Annotated in this window: 13 protein-coding genes; 2 read left to right on the forward strand and 11 right to left on the reverse strand. The window is 42.5% G+C overall.

The genetic code is table 11. The features are described from left to right. The first annotated feature begins 107 nt into the window (after positions 1-107). On the forward strand, positions 108-773 hold the full coding sequence (locus ACO6S2_RS00845) for a VOC family protein (protein WP_422360619.1): 666 nt from the start codon (positions 108-110) through the stop codon (positions 771-773). A 10-nt stretch (positions 774-783) separates the two neighbouring features. After that, a complete protein-coding gene (locus ACO6S2_RS00850; RefSeq protein WP_422360620.1) occupies positions 784-1,242 on the forward strand; it encodes a nuclear transport factor 2 family protein in 459 nt (152 codons plus the stop codon). A gap of 2 nt (positions 1,243-1,244) precedes the next feature. Here the strand turns inward: ACO6S2_RS00850 and ACO6S2_RS00855 are convergent, their stop codons facing one another. From ACO6S2_RS00855 to ACO6S2_RS00905, 11 genes are all read right to left on the reverse strand, one after another. After that, the gene (locus ACO6S2_RS00855) at positions 1,245-3,452 is read right to left on the reverse strand and encodes a GH92 family glycosyl hydrolase (RefSeq protein WP_422360621.1); all 2,208 of its coding nucleotides are present in this window, start codon (positions 3,450-3,452) and stop codon (positions 1,245-1,247) included. A gap of 4 nt (positions 3,453-3,456) precedes the next feature. Further along, complete coding sequence (locus ACO6S2_RS00860) at positions 3,457-4,647, reverse strand: PNGase F N-terminal domain-containing protein (protein ID WP_422360622.1); 1,191 nt, start codon at positions 4,645-4,647, stop codon at positions 3,457-3,459. 12 nt (positions 4,648-4,659) lie between these two features. Further along, positions 4,660-6,981, reverse strand: a complete 2,322-nt coding sequence (locus ACO6S2_RS00865; RefSeq protein ID WP_422360623.1) for a GH92 family glycosyl hydrolase — start codon at positions 6,979-6,981, stop codon at positions 4,660-4,662. Positions 6,982-6,985: 4 nt separating this feature from the next. Continuing rightward, positions 6,986-8,335 (reverse strand): alpha-L-fucosidase, encoded by a 1,350-nt coding sequence (locus ACO6S2_RS00870; protein WP_422360624.1) that lies wholly within the window; start codon positions 8,333-8,335, stop codon positions 6,986-6,988. Between the two features lie 6 nt (positions 8,336-8,341). Next, positions 8,342-10,654: a family 20 glycosylhydrolase gene (locus ACO6S2_RS00875; RefSeq protein WP_422360625.1), complete on the reverse strand. Its 2,313-nt coding sequence runs from the start codon at positions 10,652-10,654 to the stop codon at positions 8,342-8,344. Positions 10,655-10,671: 17 nt separating this feature from the next. Beyond that, the gene (locus ACO6S2_RS00880) at positions 10,672-12,462 is read right to left on the reverse strand and encodes a sodium:solute symporter family protein (protein ID WP_422360626.1); all 1,791 of its coding nucleotides are present in this window, start codon (positions 12,460-12,462) and stop codon (positions 10,672-10,674) included. After that, positions 12,459-15,017: a beta-mannosidase gene (locus tag ACO6S2_RS00885; protein ID WP_422360627.1), complete on the reverse strand. Its 2,559-nt coding sequence runs from the start codon at positions 15,015-15,017 to the stop codon at positions 12,459-12,461. Before ACO6S2_RS00885 ends, ACO6S2_RS00880 begins: the two co-directional genes overlap by 4 nt. A gap of 6 nt (positions 15,018-15,023) precedes the next feature. Next, complete coding sequence (locus ACO6S2_RS00890) at positions 15,024-16,028, reverse strand: isoaspartyl peptidase/L-asparaginase family protein (protein ID WP_422360628.1); 1,005 nt, start codon at positions 16,026-16,028, stop codon at positions 15,024-15,026. 9 nt (positions 16,029-16,037) lie between these two features. Further along, on the reverse strand, positions 16,038-18,272 hold the full coding sequence (locus ACO6S2_RS00895; protein ID WP_422360629.1) for a GH92 family glycosyl hydrolase: 2,235 nt from the start codon (positions 18,270-18,272) through the stop codon (positions 16,038-16,040). Then, entirely contained in the window at positions 18,272-19,726 is a 1,455-nt protein-coding gene (locus tag ACO6S2_RS00900; protein WP_422360630.1) for a sugar MFS transporter, read from the reverse strand. The genes ACO6S2_RS00895 and ACO6S2_RS00900 overlap by 1 nt, the downstream gene beginning before the upstream one ends. Positions 19,727-19,831: 105 nt before the next feature. Then, positions 19,832-21,517, reverse strand: coding sequence for a SusD/RagB family nutrient-binding outer membrane lipoprotein (locus ACO6S2_RS00905; RefSeq protein WP_422360631.1), 1,686 nt, complete (start codon positions 21,515-21,517; stop codon positions 19,832-19,834). Between the last annotated feature and the right edge of the window lie 7 nt (positions 21,518-21,524).

The raw sequence follows: 21,524 nt of genomic DNA on the forward strand, positions 1-21,524 counted from the left end.
TGAATTTCAAATATAAGAATTATCACCAAATCGACTAAAATTATTAGGCTAAACTAACTTTCTGAAAATCAGTTTATATATTTCAGATAAAACCTTACTCACTAGTAATGAAAATTAAAAAGCTAAAATTAGGATCGAAAAATCTTCAAAAACAGAAAGAGTTTTATGCTGATATTTTGGGCTTTGAGGTAAAGAAAATTATCAACAATGAGATCACCGTGAAAGCAGGTTTTACTGAACTTGTTTTTAGCGAAGAGTTAGAATCGCCAAAATTGTACCACTATGCTTTTCTCATACCCACAGGTAGCCTTGAGGATTCTATCCAATATGTAGAGTCAAGAGCAATTGACCTTCTCCCTCTTGAAGGAAACAAGATTATCCATTTTGATACGGGCCGCTCCATTTATTTTTTTGATGCTGAGGGGAATATTGCCGAGTTCATCGAACGACCGTCGCTTAATTATCCTTCTAAACAAACCTTTGGTATTGACGATGTTATCTGTGTAAATGAAATAGGTCTTCCTGTCTCGAACACTCTGGAAATAAGTCATGAACTTATGACCAGTCACAACATCCTACCTATTAACCCAAAAGCCTGGAATGAAAACTTCTGCTGGGTAGGTGACCACGAAGGTGCTGTAATTGTGGTAAAAGAAGGAAGGCATTGGATGCCAACAGAAATACCCGCTGTGATTAATGATTTTGAACTAGGGTATGAAGAAAATAATACCTCCATGACTATCAATTGCAAATCTGGTAAACTACTCACATAACCCAACATCCATGAAAAAAATTGCATACCTAATTTATCTTTTCAGCCTTTTATCTTGTACGGTGGAAGTTTCTACTGAATCAGACATTGAATCGTTAAATCAAGCTATCAACGATTTCAACCTTGCCTTTGAAAAGGTGGACATTGCCAAACTCAACCTATTGACTACGGATCAATACGCTCATGTGAATGGGAGCAATCCGGTCATTACTAAAGAGGCCTGGATGGCTTATTTGAAAAAAAGAAAAGGTCAGCTAGGGAGCGGAACACTTGAGGTTACCAAATATCAATTCAAAGACAAACAATTGGTTCAATATGATCAATCTGCTTATGTGACTGGCATCATCGAAATGGATGGTAACTTAAATGGTGAAGAATTTTCAAGAAGAATTAGAGTTTCTCATTTCTGGGTCCAGGAAGATGGGCAATGGAAGAGAGCAGGTTTTCATGACGTGAGAATAGGAGAGTAAATTTACCTCCCCATTTCAAACATAAGTGTACCCCCTGCAGCAACTTCCTCATGCGTGATATAGTTTCTATTTAGTGGCTGTCCATTCAGAGTGACTGATTTTACATAGACATTCTCACTTGATTGTTTGTTGGCCACGATTCGGAAAGATTTTCCTTTGGGTAATTGGATAACTGCTTCCACTACAGCAGGAGAGCCCAGGATATAACGGCCGTCTGCAGGGTTGACTGGGTAAAAACCCATGGCACCAAAAATATACCAGGCAGACATTTGGCCACAGTCTTCATTCCCACACAATCCATCTGGTTCAGTAGTATAAAGTTCATCCATAATCTGTCGAATGCGCTGTTGTCCTTTTTGAGGATGATCAGTCCACTGATATAGATACGGCACATGATGTGAAGGTTCGTTGCCATGAACATACTGTCCAATGTTTCCTGATATCCAAACTGGTGTTTCGCCAGATTCCTCACTAGATTCAAAAAGTGCATCTAGCTTCTCTTCAAAATTGGTTTTACCTCCCGTAAGATTTATCAAGCCTTCTACATCCTGAGGTACAAACCAATAATACTGCCAGGCATTGGCTTCCGCAAAATCCTCAGGATGATAAGCTTTAGGGTCAAATGGCTCCCTAAAACTTCCTTGTGCATTTTTGGCTCGAAAAAAAACAGAGACTGAGTCAAAATGATTTTTGTAGTTTTTTGAACGATTCATGAAATATCTGTAATCCTCTTCATACCCAAGATCTTGAGCTACTTGCGCCACACACCAATCGTCGAAAGCATACTCCATAGTCAACGATACATTCCAGTTCATGGAATCGTAAGGGACATAGCCCATTTTTTTGTAATTCTTAACTCCAAATTCATTCTGCATAGCCGAGGTTTTCATCGCTTGATATACCTGTTTCGCATCCAAACCGAGTTGTCCCTTGAAATAGGCGTCCGCCAATACAGGTAATGAATGATAACCGAGCATCATATCGGTTTCATTGCCATGCATATTCCACACGGGCAACTTCTCATATTCCTGGTAGTGTCCCATCAGAGAGGCCACCATATCTGGCACACGATCGGTATGCAACAAGGTAGCCAATGGATGCCATGCCCTAAACGTGTCCCAAAGTGAAAAAATGGAATATCGAGTGCTGCCAGTTTTATGAATTTGCCCATCAGGCCCCTTATACTCTCCATTTACATCTGAGTAAGTAATGGGCGCCAACATGCTGTGATACATGGCGGTATAAAATTGTACTTTATCATCTTTGGACGTTTTTATTTGGATCTTATTCAATTGCGCTTCCCATTGTTCATCCGCATGACTTCGGATCCTTCCAAAATCAAACCCTACTTGTTCAGCTTCAAGGTTCTCCTTGGCATTCGCGACGCTCACAGAACTGATGGCTGTCTTGACCATGATTTCATTGCCTTGACTTTCATCAAAATAGAACTTACCCAATACATCTTGTCCCTTAATATCCGTCAACTTTTCAGCTATAGTTTGATTATCACTTAGCTCAAAGGATTTAAAAGGCTTTGAAAATACCGTGTAGAAATATACGCGCTGATCTTTGGCCCAACCAGATGATTTTCTATATCCAGATATCGTTGAATCGTTGAGCACTTTCAACTGGCTGTCTGTTACCCAATCCCAATTTCGGGCATACCCAAGATGCAGTCTCACCGCCATCGAATCATTATGCTCGAAAGTATATCGTTGCAAGCCAGTGCGAGTAGTTGCGGTCAACTCCACATTCACCTGATAGTCCTCTAGATATACTTGATAGTAACCCGGACTGGCTTTTTCATTCTCATGACTAAATGAAGTGTAGATAGTCTCCTTTTTACTAATCGTATCCAGCCTAGAAGTTTTTTCTTTTCCAGATACGGGTAAAAAAGAAATATCACACAAATCTCCTGCTCCTGTACCACTCAGGTGTAAATGGCTGAAGCCAGCAATTACCGTATCAGGGTAAAAATATCCTGAAATCCAATCCCAGCCATTTCGGCCGTTGTCTGGGCTTAGCTGTACCATCCCAAAAGGCACTGTGGCTCCGGGGTAAGTCTTTCCCTTGCCTGCTGTTCCTATCAATGGATTGACGTAGTTGGTAAGTTTAGTCTCGTCATCCTTAACGGTACCTGAAGTACAAGCAGAGATAAGAACGAAAATGATCGAAAGGTAGAAAAGCGTACTTGCTTGAATATGTTTCATGGTACTACTTATCATAAACCAAATAGGCCGAAATCAACCAGTGATTGAGCTCATCATCTTTAATAGGTTGTGCTGGAATAGAAATGGTCAATTGATGTGATCCGGCTTTTAGGTCACCCAATTCGACCGTAAATGGTTCCACCTTTGAACCAGGGCACCAATTGGAGCGCGACAGGTCCGAAGAAGCCTGGCGTTCTTCGATCCACTTTATCTTGTATTGCTTGACTTCCCAATCGATGTAGGTGGCAGAATCCTCTATCAACCAAACACCAGAAGATGGGTTGAACCTTCTAAATGAAGCACAGTCTTTTCGCCAGGGAATGGTGTCCAGTACTACCTGTTCATCAAGTATTAAGATATTTTTGGTCTCTACGAACTCGTCGCCGCCCGAGTGACCACCATGCCCGGTAGTGATATATTTGAGCTGGGCATTTTTCAAGGTTTTTTCAATTTGAAAATCTATTTTAAAATCCCCTTCAGCAAAGAAGCCCGGAATACTTTGGTCTTTACTGTAATAGATCGTGTTGGCTAAAGATTTTATTCCCTTTGGCGAATTGAAACGTTCCTTGACAGTAATTTCTACACTTACTTCATAGCCCTCTTTCGTCCAGGAATCTATCCAGATACCAACGTAGGCTTCTTCCTTTAGCGTTGCATAAAAGTCACTAATGTCTGTTTCCCAAACTACTTCTTTTTCCCACTGTGGCACATACACTGGTTTGCGATGATCATCCTCTCGATCTTCACTATAAAACCCTACACCAAAGGGTGTCATAAACCGCAATAATTCTACTACGGGAGTGAAGTTCTCAGTCACTTTTACGCCACCAAATTTTTCTCCTACTCGAGATCCTTCGGGATATTTGAACTCCTCCAGTTGAGACTGAAGCAAATTGACCTGAGTGGTATCTGTGATCAAAAAGCATGAGCCAGATTTATCCCACCTATCCCCAGCAGACCGAACTGTCACAGTCATAAAAACATCAGCCCCAGCTTTGAAACTTGGGAGCTGTACTTTTTTCAGTGCAAGACGTCCATTCTCCAAACGAATCACTCCATCATCTTGAGAGGAGTCTCCCTGAAAATTGATCGGTACTTTTTCAAACACTTTTGTAGCATACTCACCAGTAGGCACATAGGTTTGTGTACAAGAAAGCACCACAATGGAAAGGACGAATGGAATAAACGATTTCATGAATTTGATTATTTATTTTTTTCTCAATGACATTGAAAATGGTACGGCCTCCTTAGACACGCCCCATTGTTGGTTTGGCCGGGAGCCCATGTCAAAGACTAATTTTCCTCCAGCCTGAATATCATGATGATTGAGCCAGGTTTTGTCGTAAGGCTTCTCGTTCATATTCACAGATTGGATGTAAATGTTGTCTTCGTTGTTGCCTTTTGTCTCAACTATAAATTGTTTTCCATCCTCCATCGTCATGGTTACTTTGTCAAAGAGTGGACTACCTATCACATACTGAGGGGTGCCTGGCGTAACCGGGTAGAAACCAAGTGAACTAAATATATACCAGGCAGAAGTCTGACCATTATCTTCATCACCACAGTACCCATCAGGGGTGGGTGCATATAATTTTTTCAATACCTCTCGGACGTGCTGCTGTGCTTTCCAAGGCTGGCCCGCGTGATTGTAGAGATAGATCATGTGCTGAATGGGCTGATTGCCGTGAGCATAGTTGCCCATATTTACGATCTGCATTTCTCGGATTTCGTGAATCGTGAAGCCATAATACGAGTTGTCAAACTTGGGGGGCATAGTAAAAACCTCATCTAATTTATTGGCGAAAGCCTCCTGGCCACCCATCAGTTCGATTAACCCATTCACATCCTGAAAAACGGACCAGGTGTAGTGTAAACTATTGCCCTCAGTGAAGGCGTCTCCCCATTTGAGTGGATTGAATGGAGACTGGAAGGTACCGTCTTCATTTTTTCCACGCATCCATTTGGTTTCCGGATCAAAAAGCAATTTGTAATTCATTGCCTTCTCGGCGAATTTTTCAGCGTCCTCAGGTTTATCCATTATTTGAGCCATTTCTGAAATATTGAAATCGGCAAAGGCGTATTCAAGTGTTCTTGCCGCATTTTCATTGATACCCACATCATAGGGCACATAACCGAGTTTGTTGTAGTAATTCACTCCTTCACGACCCACAGAACTTACTGGACGACCTTCATTGACTGTGGCATTTTTCATAACTGCTTCGTACAGAGTTTCCGTATCGAAATTTCTAATGCCCTTCACATAGGCATCAGCAATATTCACAGCAGAATTGGATCCTACCATCACACCGCGATGACCAGGACTAGCCCACTCAGGTAACCAACCAGATTCCTTGTATGTATTGGCCAACCCATCCATGATTTGGGCATCCAGTGTTGGGTACATCAGCGTAAAAAAGGGAAATACTGCCCGGAAGGTATCCCAAAACCCATTATCGGTAAACATATATCCGGGCAGTATTTCGCCATTGTAAGGGCTATAATGCACGACCTCATCATCGGCATTGATTTCATAAAATTTTCTTGGAAAAAGAAGCAATCGATAAAGACAGGAGTAGAAAGTTTTCACGTTCTCCATATTCTTATCCTCCACTTTTATTCTGTCGAATTCTTTTTTCCATGTAGCGTGTGCTTTCGCTTTTGTAGTCTCAAAACCGTCCGCCCCAATCTCTCGGTCCAAATTCAATTGTGCTTGCTCAGGACTTATGAAAGATGACGCCACTTTTACATGAACCTTTTCACCCGTTTTGGTTTTAAAGCCAATTACTGCGCCTACATGACCTCCTTCGCTATCAGTGCTATTTTCCATCAATTGCCAGCCGTCTGTCCAAGTGTGATTGACTTCAAAATCTTTGTCAAATTCAGCTACAAAGTAATTGTGAAAATTCTCTGGTACTCCTCCATGGTTATTTCTTACAAGGCCAATAATCTTTCGTTCTTCTGGGATGATTTTCACCATAGAACCTTGATTGAATCCATCTAATAAGACATAGGAGTTTTTAGATTCTGGAAAAGTAAACTGGAAATGAGCAGCACGTTCGGTAGGCACTACTTCCATCGTGGCATCATAGTCAGCGAGATACACGCTATAGTGATGTGGCAGTGCCACTTCAGCCTTATGAGAGAACCAAGATGCTCGCTCGTCCTCCTGAATCTTTAGCTCACCAGTAACAGCCATGAAAGAAAAGGCTGCATAATCATTCAACCATGGGCTAGGTTGATGTGTTTGCTTAATTCCTCTGATTTTGTTTTCGTCGTATTTATAAGTCCAACCATCTCCCATTTTGCTGGTCATGGCCGTCCAAAAATTCATACCCCAAGGCACAGCCGTGGCGGGATAGGTATTGCCGTTAGACAGGCTATATTCCGAATCCGTACCCATTCGTGTATTGGCTAAGGAAACATAATCCATGTTTTTTTTACTCAAGGGAGGCTGACCAATGTCCTGACATGAAAGGGTGACAACAACAAGTACACAAACAAATGATTTAACAAAAACAGATTTCAACATAGTATTAGTCGTTTAGTTCTACAGCATTACCGTGGCCTCTATATAAATTGAGGCTCCCTTCTAGAGAGACTTCTAACACGGTGACATACTCATCCAAATACTCCTTTTTGGGCACCTCTATTCTCAATATACCTGGAATATTGTTCCAGGCGGCACCACCGTTTCGCTCAAAAGTTAGGGTTTGATCAGTTCCTACCACCTTGATACCCATCACCTTGTTCTGAATACCTTTGAGGTTGATGTAGTTATTGGGCTGGCCGTAAAGACAGAGGTATACTTTGCTATTGTCCTTGCTCAACAATGTTGGGCCAAAAAAGTGTCCCTGAGGCAATCCTGCCTTTGTTTCAAACACAGCTTCATTATGCTTATTTATCCAATCGCCTAAAGCCAATAACCTTTCCTCCTGCTCAGGTGCAATAGTGCCATCAGGCTTTGGACCAATATTCAACAACAGATTGCCGCCTTCGGCAATCACTTCCACGAATGTCCGGATAATTTGTGCCTTGGGTTTATAGTTAGTATCAGATGGGTAGTAACCCCAGTTATCATTCATGGTCATGCAAAATTCCCAAGGACCCTCAGGCCGAACTACTGGCACGCCCTGCTCAGGGGTTTTATAATCTCCCTCTTCTTTCAATCTGGAGTTGACAATGACACCTGGTGACCAGGCAAGCAACGAGTCCTTTAATCCTTTGGCTCTCCACTGTTCACTAGACTTTTCCCAATCGCCATCAAACCAATATAAATGTGGTTGGTATCGCCGACTCAATTCTTTGAGCTGCCCCTGGTAAAATCGCACAAAGCGCTCCCAAGGATAGAGATTCTTTTGTCCTCTTTGTGGATAGTCTTTTCGCGTATTGGGTCTTGGGAAAACCACCTCGTAATCCGGGTGCGACCAATCGCAGAGCGAGTAATATAAACCTACCTTCAATCCTTCTGACCTCAGTGCCTCGACATAAGGTGCCACCAAATCACGACGGGCGGGTGTTTTTTCTTTGACATTCAAATGGCTGTATTGGGTATCCCAAAGCGAAACTCCATCATGGTGCTTAGTCGTCATGACGGCATAGCGAGCCCCTACTTTTTTGAAGAGCTTGGCCCAGGCTTGAGGGTCGTAATTGGCCGCTGTAAACCCAGCACCCTGCGCCATGTAGTCCTGATAAGAAATACGCTTGTGGTACATGGACCAAGACTCGCCAATACCATTGACTCCGTAATATCCCCAGTGAATAAAGATGCCCAATTTGGCGTCTTTAAACCAGGTCAGTCGATCTTCGTCTAAACGTTCCTGAGCACTGACTAGCTGAGCCATGACCAGACTCAATGTGATTGCAAGTACAATTATTCTTTTCATTTGTTCTTATTCTACTACCAATTCATCTACAAAAATCCACGGCATTTTCCCCACCCCAGCATGCCATTCAGGAATAGGGTTATGATTGATCGCCCGTACTCTGACATATCTTCCTTGAGCCGTCAAATCTGCAGCCGTAGGTCTGATCACCTTTTGAATGACACTTTCCTTCCTACTATCTGAAAATGTTTCATCAAAAACTATCTGAAAATGTTTCCCATCATCAGACACCTCGAAAATCACTTGATCCGGCTGGAAAATCCATTGTCTTTGATCTGAAAGAAATCCAGCACTGATAGAATTAATGGTTGTGATTTCTTCGAGGTCCACCGTAGCCTCCATGATGGGGGTAACGAACCCCTGCCACGCAAATGAGATGCTTTCTTCAAACCCAAATCGGCCATCTACCAACCCAAAATCACCTCCTCCATCGTACTTCTCGCTGAAGTCGTTTTCATATTCGACGCGCTTACCCGTAGCCTTGTGAGACAAATAATCTACTGAAGATATTTCGCTCATCAAGCGACCTTCTACGAAAGAGGCAGCTTTGATAGTGCTGGTTTTCGTACATGCAAACGGCTCGCTATACACTGATGCACCAGAACTTGGTGCCGTACCATCTGTAGTATATCTGATCTCTAGTCCAGGCAATTCAGTAGATAAGCTCACTTGTTGTTGACTCTTTTTCAGTTGCATGGTTATCCCTACTTGAAAAGGATCTTTTCCGTAATTGACATCCATTTCGTCCAGTCGCTCAAGTTGATAAGGTAGTCGCTGACGGAAATCTTCGAAATCTTTACGGTCAGCCGAGGTCCAGGCTATTTCCGACAAGGATAGCAAACGCGGAAAAAGTAAAGACTCCACATGTTCCCATTTAGGGATGTACTCCGTCCATATATTGGCTTGCACTCCAATCACGTACTTGGCCTCCTCCGCTGACAACTCTTCAGGAACGGGTTCATAATTGTAAACCGTAGTGATCGTGTTGTTGGTGCTGCTATGACCGGGGGAATTTTTAAGATCAATAGGTCTGTGATTGAAATACAGTGGAAAACCAGGAGTCATCACTGCTTCGTGATGGGCTTGGGCAGCAGCTATTCCACCAGCCACTCCTCTCCACGACATTACAGCAGCATTCGGTGCCAGACCTCCTTCAAGGATTTCGTCCCAACCAATTAGTTTTCGTCCCTTTGCATTCAGGTATTTTTCCATTCGGGTAATGAAATAGCTCTGTAACTCATGCTCGTCTGCTAGCTGTTCTGTTTTGATTCTTTTCTGGCAAAGACTGCATTCCTCCCAATGGTCTTTGGGGGCTTCATCTCCGCCTACATGAATGTACTCTGATGGGAAAAGTGTCAATACTTCGTCCATTACGTTTTGTAAAAATTCGAATGTTTCTTCTTTGCCTGCACAAAATACATTTCTGGATAGTGTCCCTTCTCTCACTATATTCTCCAAATCCAAACCTTCACAAGCCAGCTCTGGGTAGGCTTTGAGTACGGCGGATGTATGGGCTGGCATCTCTATTTCGGGCACAATAGTCACCTGTCTATCTTGTGCATACTTTATGATCTCTTTGACTTCCTCTTGGGTATAAAAACCACCATACGGCTTACCATCATCCTCATCCAGCCCTTTGGCCTGATTGCTTGGAAAGCCAACGGACGCTCTCCAAGATGCCTTCTCTGTAAGCAAAGGATATTTTTTGATCTCAATTCGCCACCCCTGGTCATCTGTCAAGTGCCAATGAAACGTATTGAGCTTATACATCGAGAGGTAATCAATGTATTTTTTGATTTTGTCCACTCCAAAAAAATGGCGACTCACATCTAAGTGCATGCCACGCCATGCAAAACGTGGTTCGTCTTCTATTTCCACTCCTGGTAGGAAAAACTGATCACCCGATGATTGTACGAGCTGAAGCAATGATTGCACGGCATAAAAAGCACCCGCTGGCGTAGAAGCAGAAAGTGTAGCCTTCGTATTGTTAACGGCAAGCGAATAACCCTCCTTAGTATTCGTAGAATCAAGGGTTAGAAATACTGTACCTGCTCCAGTGGTCGTTCCGTCCTCAACCACAATATTCTTTTTTGTGCGTGCACCCAATTGATCTGCAAGATAGTTTGCGGCAAAGGCCAATGATTCATCCAAGTAGACCACCTGTATTTCATCATTGATTCTTAGCAAATCTTTATTTTCAATCAGACGATCAGGTCTGGGGATAATTGATATTTTTTTCCGAACAATGGGTTCGGAACAAGACACTAAGAGCATCCATAAAGTCAGGGCAAGAAGTACACTTGTCTTTCTATTATTCATTTGCTGATTGTTTGCGGCTAGTCTTTGAGTTTATCTAACCAGTTCTTTTTCAAAATCCACGAAGTGATGAGAAATACGCCAATACCTACAGACATAGGGATAAACTCTCTAATCACCAGATAGATAGGTATGACCACAAGGGTCAGTTGCCAGACAATGCCTACGGCTATATTGGTCATATCTCTGCCAAAATCATTGTTGGGGATGAACGAAGGGTCAGACTGCTGTACTTTTTCTCGAATAGGTTTCCAAAAGCCCCATGGTCTGACATTTTTGTAAAATGCAATAAGCACTTGATCAGGCTCTGCCGGGGTCAGTAAGGTCCCCAACAAACAACCCATTAAAGAAAATATTAGCAGATAAGGAAACCCATACAAGGGTTGAAGGTCAGGCATAAGAATCGGCAATACTAGTGAGGCTATTAAGCCTGCCATCATACCCCAAAAATAGCCGTGGCCATTGAATCGCCACCAATGCCACTTGAGCAAATTGGCTGCAGAGTAACCTCCAAACAAGGCACCAAATATCCACTGCGTAATCTCATTGATCGACTCCACTAAAAAACCAAACCCAACACCTATAATCACCAGCACTACGGAAGCCCAATAGCTCATCCTGACATACAAGGTTTTGCTACCCTCTGGATTGATATATTTCTTATAAATATCGTTGACAAAGTAAGCCGGAGCAGCGTTGACTGTAGCCGCATAGGTAGACATAAATGCTGCTAAGAGTCCTGCAATTAATAGTCCTGTGAGGCCTACCGGAATAAAATTTTGAATAGCGTAAGGCAGAATCAACTCGAAATCGAAAACCTCCTGACTCGATTGGATTTTTGGTCCTAGAAAGACCAAGGCAAGTATGCTCAGCCCGGCGACCATCATATACCTTGGAACGAACATGACTAAAGATACTATGCCGCTCATCTTTGCTGCTTCACTTGGAGATTTTGCGGCAAGGATGCGTTGCATATCATAGTTGGGCACAGGGCCAGCCATACTGGACATTACACCCTTAAAAACCATCATGAGAAAGAAGAAGGTAAAAAGAGAAAAGCCATCTTCCTGAATTTTGACATTGACAGAATCAATAAGTCCCGTCCAGTCGAGATCCAATGTCCATCCAAAAAATAGTTCTTTCCAGCCTGCTGGAATAACAGCATTTAATTCTTCCGGACTCACATACATCATAGCTATGATACCCACAGACAATGAGGCAATCGTCATAATGATGAATTGAACCAGCTCTGTAAACACCACACTATACATCCCTCCTTTGATCACGTACAAAGTGGTTACTGCCAATATGATCAGCGCGTAAGTATCAGGAGCCAACTCCCATGGGAAGAAGGTAGAAGCAAACTTCCCGATCCCCTTGAAGGCATAGGCTATGAATCCAACAGCACTTACAATAGCAAAAATGACCACAATCAAATGAGAAAGTTGTGCACCCTTGCCTTCTCCAAATCTGGTTTTCAACCATTCGGCGCCAGTCATCACGTTGGACCGGCGAAGCCAAACGGAGAGGTATACCATCAAAAATATCTGATTGAAAGTAGGCCAAATCCAGGGTAGCCAAGCACTTTTGAGTCCATAGACAAAACACATAGAAACCAACCACATGGTTCCTGTAATGTCAAACATTCCCGAGGCGTTAGAAACACCCAAAATCCACCAGGGTATGGTTTTACCGCCCAGGAAATAAGAGTCTAAATCAGTCGATGCCTTTTTTGAAATGTAGAAACCAATCAACAGGGTAAAGCCTAAGTACCCCGCGATAATGGCAATATCTATTGCTGCTAGATTCATGAGGACAAAGAAGCATCATTTACAGTGAGGATCTTCACCTCATGGGCGGTGATATCAAAAGTCTCAGAAACAGGAATGGTCACCATCTTTGATTCTCCCGGAAGAAGATCAAAGAAGTTATCTGAAAAACTCCCTTCTAATCCATCCAGACTGATATATAAATTTTTGACCAAAGTATTGGTGTTCAAAGTCACTTGCAACTGAGCATCCTTTTCAACCATTTGGAAAGTAATTTCAGGCCTTTCCAATCTTAAGTTTTTAGGGGAATCGAAATAGTAGAGTGTACTGCTCAATACTTCATTGCCTTGCCGGAAGGTCGCCTTCAGTACCCGATTGGTTTTTCCTTTTCCATCAAGCAAAGTTTCCAGTTGATCCTTGAAATAAATTTGACTTGTATTTGCTTCAACCTTGATATTTAGGTGCTTCTCGTATTGTTTTTCCCCTGTAAAGTCCATGACAGTAACTTCCAGACTCCCCTCAATATCAGCCATGAAGTCAGAAACAATGTATGCCTGGAGTTCGGTCTCGGATTGGTCAAAGGAGATCAACAGATTATTGAATCCATGACGAGCCGCATAGTGCAACGCTTTCCATTTGCCATAGTAGTCGATACTTGACCATGATGCCACTGGCCAGCAGTCATTCAGTTGCCAGTAGAGAGACCCCATACAAAACGGCATGTTTCTTCTATGAGCTTCGAAGGCCACAGTCATACCTTGCGCTTGAAGCACCTGACTCAAGTATAAGAAGCTTTCAAAGTCCTTAGGCTCAGAATAATCCCTAAGCATATATTCTTTGATGAGTTGATTGCCACGAGGGTGCTTCTGATGCACATTCATGGCTGGGGATTCAATACTCAAATCTTCAGACTTTACATACTTCTTTACAGACTCTAACACAGGAAAGGCCTGAAAGCCGAACTCACTCATAAAGCGGGGTACAAATTTTTTGAAGTTTTCGAAGGGCTCTTCACCATGCCATACGCCCCAATAGTGCTGGTCGCCATAACTAAACTTTTCAAGTGAGTCCCAATTGCTAATGGGTGAGGATGGAAAGTAAAATCGACCAGCATCGTATTCCTTAACCAACTTAGGCAACAGCTCATGAAACAGCTTTTCATAGCCCTTGTACATTCGCTTTTGATCTTTGTCAGAATAGTTGAAAGTCTTGTCCCAGCCCCAGTTATCCCAACCCATCTGAACTTCATTGTTGCCACACCAAAGTCCAAGACAAGCATGATTCCTCAATCTGCGAATATTACTGACAGCTTCCTTTTCGATGTTTTCCAGAAAGTCATTGTCCCAAGGATACATCGTACAGGCAAACATAAAATCCTGCCAAATAACAATACCATATTCATCAGCCAGGTCATAAAAAATGTCATTTTCATAAATACCTCCGCCCCATACACGCAGCATATTCATGTTGGCGTCAACCGAATCTTTGAATATCTGCTCATGCTTCTCAGGCGTCACTCGATCGAGGAAACTATCGGAAGGAATGTAATTGGCTCCTTTGGCAAAAAAGGGCCTCCCATTTACCTTGAAATAAAAAGATTGGCCATGCTCATCAGACTTGTTGACTACTTCAAAAGTACGAACGCCAATACGTTTGGATTGAAAATCTGTGGTTTTTAGCCCTACTACTTCGAAGGCTATCTCGTACAAATGCTGTTTACCCATTCCCGCTGGCCACCAAAGTTTTGGCTCCAGGATGTCAAAGGGTAGTACACTGTCATTGATCCCTTCGGTCAAGTCAATTTCTAAGTTTCCTACTTTTTGGCCATTGATCTTAGCTTCTAATGTACACGATTGACTGATGTTTGATTCTATAGCTATGGCTGCTGTAAAAGCGGCTTTATCAGGAGTGATACTCTCCTGGTGAATTTGCACATTTCGTATGATCAAATCCTTGATGAATCGCAACGAAACTGGTCGCCATACTCCGCAGGTCACAAACTTTGGTCCCCAATCCCAACCATAATGATAAGGTGCCTTTCTTGTAAAAACGCTAAGATGATTTTCTGTTTTGTCGTTTTCTGCCGGAAAGATCAGCCCGGTCTTATTAAAACTTGGCTCTGCTTTTTTTAATGGAGAGTGGAAGAATATGCGGATATGATTTGAACCTACAACCAACTGATTCTTACATGACACATGCCATTTGAGAAACATGTTGTCTGCCTGTAGAACCAATTGTTCGTTGATATATACGTCGGCGTAAGTATCTAACCCATCAAACACCAATTCAATTTTATCATTGATCAGATCTTTTTGAGTTATTTCGAAGGACATTTGATACTCCCAATCTTCCTTTTCAATCCACTGCAAGCGATCTTCATTTTCCCCATAAAATGGGTCTTCAATCTTTTCGGCTTGTAATAGGGCCGTAAAATTGGTTCCAGGTACCTGAGCATCTACCCATTCGTTAGTCCCTGCCTGCTTCATTTGCCATCCGGCATTCATATTTCTGGTCTGTACAGACCTTGCCTCTGCCTGAGTCTGGCTTTGGACTTCTTCAAATTCACCTCCGTAATGTCCCCTCTCTATTCTCGGCATTCTTTGTTAATTCTTAGCCAACATATTTTTCGCATCCTCCATTCTATTATTTCCATTTTCATTGCAAATGGCATAGTTAAATCCTGGGTGCACGCTGTAACCACCATAGTTTCCAGCTTTGTCTAAGGCTATGAAACCTACCTGAAGGTCTTTGACATCTTTGTGCTTTTCGTAAATTCTCTCCACCACGCGCTTGCAAGCCTCGGTCGGATTTAGACCCATGCGCATCATTTCAACAACCATGGCACTCCCAGCCACACGTACTACAGCCTCGCCTAGCCCTGTGGCGCACGCGGCGCCTACTTCATTATCCAAAAACAGCCCTGCGCCTATAATTGGTGAATCGCCCACTCTGCCATGAAGTTTCCAGGCTGCGCCACTCGTGGTACACCCTCCTGACAAATTTCCATCAGCATCGAGCGCCAACAAACCAATAGTATCGTGATTTTCAATGTTGATTTTGGGTCGGTATTCAGAAGTCTTTAACCAATCCTGCCAGTCTTTTTTGGCTGCGTCGGTTAGTAAGTTGGTTCGCTCAAAACCCTGTTCCAAGGCAAACTCTAGGGCTCCATTTCCAACCATCATGATATGAGGAGTTTCTTCCATTACTTTTCTAGCTACGGAAATTGGATTTTCAATTTCTTGTAGAAATGCCACCGATCCGCAATTGCTATCAGGTGCCATAATGCATGCATCCAAAGTAACCTTTCCTTCTCTATCGGGGTATCCTCCTTTCCCTACCGTTCTAACCTCAGGATCGGATTCTACCACTCGGGCTCCCATTTCTATCGCATCCAGTGAAGATCCGCCAGCTTTGAGTATCTCCCAAGCTGCAGCATTGGCCGGAATACCATGGTTCCATGTGGATATAACCACTGGTTTTCCTTTCGCTCGTTTGACAGTTTCCGACAACTTAGTTTCATCTGCACATGCAGCGAGCCCTAAGCCTCCACTAATGGCACCTACTCCTAGTGCTGATAATTTTAAAAAGTCTCTTCTATCCTTGCTCATCTCTTTTCCTTAATTTTTTAATGCCGTCAAATCATTTGTCATTTCAAATATCAAATGTCCTCCTTTCATAATATCCTCATGGGTAATTTGGTAATTGTATACTGCCTTTCCATTTAGGGTTATGCGCTTTACATATTTGTTGGCTGCCGAAACATTTTTTGCCTCTATCACAAATGTTTTGCCTTCTCCTACGCTAATAGTCGCCCGATCAAAAAGTGGACTCCCTAAATCATAAACACCACTGGCGGGATTGACAGGATACAAACCCATGGCTGAAAAGACATACCAAGCTGACATTTGGCCACAATCTTCATTGCCACTCAAACCGTCTGGCTGATCATCATACATAGTGTCCATGATTTGTCTGACCATGTTTTGCGTTTTCCAAGGTTTGCCAGCATAGTTGTACAAATAAGCAATATGATGACTTGGCTCGTTGCCATGGGCGTATTGACCAATCAAACCTGAAATATCCGCTGAAACATTATCCCCAGTAATATTTGAATCTTCATTAAATAGAGAATCCAAATGAGTGACAAAGGCTTCATCTCCACCCATCAACTCGATAAGTCCAGGTACGTCATGAGGCACAAACCAACTGTGCTGCCAGGCGTTGCCTTCGGTATATTCGGCCCCTACTCTGTGTACAGAATACTTAGGATCGAATGGCATTTTCCAAGTCCCATCGGCTAGCTTCCCACGCATAAATTTGGTTTTCGGGTCGTACAATTCTTGATAGCTCATGGCTCGTTTAGAAAAGTACACGTAGTCTTCCATCTTACCCAATTTTTTCGCTGTTTGGGCAATACACCAATCATCAAATGCATATTCTAGGTTTTTTGTAACCGATTCGTTTTCCAAATCTGCTGGGATATAACCAAACTCTTTAAGGAAATTAACTCCACGAATATCCTGCATTCCACTGGTTCTGATTGCCTCATAGGCCTTCTCTACATCAAAGCCTTCAATACCCTTGAAAATAGCATCGACAATAACTGGAACCGCATGATAACCAGTCATGGTATTCGTTTCATTGCCAGCCAATTCCCAAACAGGTAAAAGGCCAGATTCATCGTAATGCGCCAGCATAGAATTGATGAAGTCGCTCACTTGATCTTCGTTCGTAATGGTATACAGTGGGTGTGCCGCCCTGAAGGTATCCCAAAGTGAAAAAATGGTATGTTTCGTATATCCATCACTTGAGTGAATCTTGCCATCGACTCCTTTGTATTGCCCTTGGACATCCTCGAATGTCATAGGAGCTAATTGGGTATGATAAAGTGCTGTGTAGAAAATTCTTTTCCTCTTTTCGTCTGAGGATTCTACCACGATTTTGGACAGCTGATTATTCCATTTTGTTTGAGCGCTTTCTTTTACTTGAGTAAAGCTCCAGGTATCAATTTCGCCTAGTGCGTCTAGCGCCCCCTGCCGACTCGCAGAAGATAGTGCGACCTTCAACTTCAAGGTCTTATCGGAATCACTACCAAATTCAAACACTCCTTTGGAAGCGGAGCCGGCAATAGAGGAACTATTCACTAAACTGTCTTTTTCTGCTAATACGTATCCTTGTATCGGTTCGGAAAAACGTACTGCAAAGTGTAATCGTTGATCATTCGCCCACCCTTTTGAATGACGGAGACCAACCACCGTGCTGTCGTTTATTATTGATATCTCTGTTTTGACTGGTTTGTCCCAATTGATGGCATGTGCCAAATCCAATACCACTTGTCTCTTTCCCTTTGTATCAAAATCATACTTGTGCATGGCACATCTCAAAGAAGAAGTAAGTGATACCTTCACTTTGTTGTCAGGCAGATAGACAGAATAAAATCCTGGGGTTGCCTGCTCAGAACTATGACTGAATGACGATTTGTAATCATAATCATTTCGATCCTTTGGAGAGTTAGTCAAATCGATATCATTCATAGTTGGCATGATCAGCACATCCGCCAGATCTCCAATACCCGTACCACTTAAATGAGTTTGAGAGAATCCTACAATGACACTATCAGAATAATGATACCCTGAGCACCAATCCCATCCACTGGTACCATTATTCGGGCTGGGCTGAACCATACCAAAAGGCAAAGAAGCTCCTGGAAAAGTATGACCATGACCACCCGTTCCTATAAATGGGTCTACATAACTAGTCAGATTAGCCTTTGGCTTTGAAGAGTCAGTATGCTCACATGCAAAACCAATACTCACAACAATCAGGATATAGAAATTTATGAACTTTTGCATTAATTCTCTTTAATAGATTTATCAGAAATTCTGTGTCCCTTCCATCCAAAAAAGAATAGATACAGATAACTCAATATAGGCAAGGCAAATGAATATTGAATACCTATCAGGTCTGCCAATGCTCCCTGCAAAGGTGGAAATATGGCACCTCCCACAATCATCATCACCAGTAAAGACGACCCCTGAGAAGTGTGCTCTTTCAGATCTTTGATGGCTAAAGTGAAAATATTAGACCACATGATTGAATTGAAAAGGCCAATGGCAATCGCTGCCCAAAAGGCTAGTTCACCATCGAAAAAGATCATTACTATTAACAATCCCGCTACGGCCAATGAAAAGAGCTGCAATATTTTGGATGGGTTTGATTTGCCTAGCACAAAACAGGCAAAGTTTAATATCAGGAAGAGGACGAATAGGGACACTTCTTCAAATGACAAAAAGTTCATAAAAAACGAACCGTTTTCATTTCGGATGGCTGTCATGATATAAACAAATCCGAATACTCCTACAGCGGTAGCCGCCATCCAAAGATATTTTGTAGTTGATCGCTTCATGTCACTCATAGAGATAGCTCCCAGAAAACGACCGATCATAGCACCTCCCCAATAATAAGAAAGGTAAATGCCTGCCTCTGCTTCCTCCATTCCCATGATGGAATCGAGCGCAAAAAAATTGATCAAAAAGCTACCAATGGAGACCTCCGCACCCACATAGGCGAAAATGGCGACCATCCCAAAGATTAAATGACGATGTTTGAGTGCTCCTGCACCCTTTAGTATTTTTTCTTTGTTTACGAAAGTTGGTAAATGGACAGATTTGATTAAAAGGGCTAATAGTAAAAATATACCTCCATAAATCAAGTATGGGGTTTTAATAGAGTCAACGGATATCTCACCGTTGCTAAACACTTTGTAAATCAATAATGCTCCAACAAAAGGAGCCAACGTAGTTCCAAGAGAATTGAACCCCTGGGCAAGATTCAGCCGGCTGGAAGCGGTTTCGGGTTTGCCCAAAATAGCGGCATAAGGATTGGCGGCTATTTGCAGGATGGTAACACCCGAAGCGAGCACAAATAAGGCGGATAAGAAGAATCCATATTTTTCATATTGTGCGGCAGGGTAAAACAGTGCACAACCCAAACCACACAAGATCAGGCCGAGGATGATTCCATTTTTATAACCTAATCTGGATATGATATCTCCTTTGACTACAGAGACCAAAAAATAAAGCAAGGAAATAATAAAAAAGGCCCCAAAAAAAGCGAATTGCACTAAGGCAGCCTGGAAATAAGAAAGTTCAAAAGCAGACCTAAGATGCGGAATCAGGACATCATTCATCACGGTGATGAAGCCCCACATAAAGAACAAAAATATTATCGTGCTAAAGGGTTTGGTATAGTTGGTATTTTCATTGGTATGGGTAGAATGACTCTCCGAAGTAGTGATTTGTGGCATGTATAATTTACAGTAGATGAGTTAGAAAGATAATAGAAGAGGCTGAGCAAGCTCAAACGCTCTTCTATTAATAATGCTAAAATCTAAACATTAAGTCTAGAGTCTTTATTTCGCCCACCAGAGCTTGGTGCCTTGGAGATCCTCTCCCTGGCGTGCTATGGCTGCGTCTAAATTGGTTCCGTTTGTATTTCTGATGCTGTTGCCATATCTCATTCTCTGAGGATAAGCCCCATTCAAACTACCTGATTCATAAATATCCGAATCGGTAATTCCATCAGCCAGTACGCTTGGATAACCTGATTTTCTAACATTGGCCCATGCTTCAAACCCATCAGTATATTGAGCCACCCACTTCTGCGTATAGATTTGTTCCAGCATGTCGTCTGTAGTACCGCTAAGTGTTGCTTCGGCTTCACCTGTCAAGTATGTAGTAATATCCGCATCGCCAACACCCCACATCATCATAGACTGACGGATGCCCTCTTGGAAAAGTGCGTTGGCATCTCCACTGCTCAATCCTAGCACCGCAGCCTCAGCTTGAAGAAAAAACGACTCAGCAGCACTGAAGGCCACTTCATTGAAAATCTCTCCTGCATTTTTTTCTTGTACAATATTTTCCGCTGGTTCAGAGAAAAAATTAGCATGTGCAAAGCTGTATGCAAACCCATTCAAACGAACTGGCTGTCCAACATAGGCAGAACCCTCAGGCATCGTAATCTTCTTCTGATCAATATCATCTACAGTGACATCTTCCTCTGTATAGACTACACCTGCATCAGTTAAGTTCTGTAACATCAAATCATAGGCCTTTTGCTCTACTGCATCTTCCGGTACTGGAAGCAACAATTCACCACCTACGGCTGGTTTGGCATATACAGATAACCTTGGGTCATTGTTGTTTCTGAGATAATCAATCAAAGGCTTACCTACACGCCACTTGGAGCCTAGTCCACCGAAATTATGCCACACATCTCCATAAGCTGCGGCATTCCACTGTGATATTTCATTATCCTTCTCTATCAATGCATCATCACCTTCTCCCAGTAAATCAGAAGCCAATGCCTCTGTAATCTCGGTAGCTGCAAAACTAGCGCCATCAGCACCGTAAGCTCGCATCGCCATTCTTAATTTAAGCGTATTTGCAAGTTTTTTCCATTTCTGAAGGTCTCCACTATAAAAGAGATCATTGGCTCCAATATCTTGTACACCATCCCCGGTAATCGTAGCATCCCCAATGATACTCATAGCAGTTTCCAACTCAGCAATTATACCCTGGTAAATAGTTGATTGCGTATCAAAGGCAGGAAGCACATCTGGGTTTCCTGCATCTGTGTAAGGAATCTCTCCAAAAGTATCAGTATACATTTGAAAATAAATTCCTTTCAAGATTAAACCCATGGCATACATATACTCGTTTTCAAGTTCTCCCTCTGTACCTGTAAGGTCAAGAAAAAGTCCAATATCACCATAAGCTCCATTCAGCCAATCAAAAGCAGCATCTGTATAACCAGAATTGTAAGTATATCCTAGTCCATCTGTCCACCAACTACCATTGAACCCAAAGGTAAAATGGCCTGCAAATCGATCAGCATGGATCAACTGTGCTCTCCAGTAGGGATATCTATCTGGAGCAAATAGTTTGTACTGTGGCTTCGTAAAGAAGTACGCCGCAGTAGCCTGTTCTGCTTCTATTCGGGTCGGATTTGTATTTATCTCATCAAAATCCGAAGTACATGCGCCTGCAATTCCAATTAGAAAGAAGGCCACGATTATTTTTTGAAATTTTTTCATTTTATTC

Origin of the sequence: Reichenbachiella sp. (genome assembly GCF_965233835.1) — a bacterium.
Lineage (GTDB): Bacteria > Bacteroidota > Bacteroidia > Cytophagales > Cyclobacteriaceae > Reichenbachiella.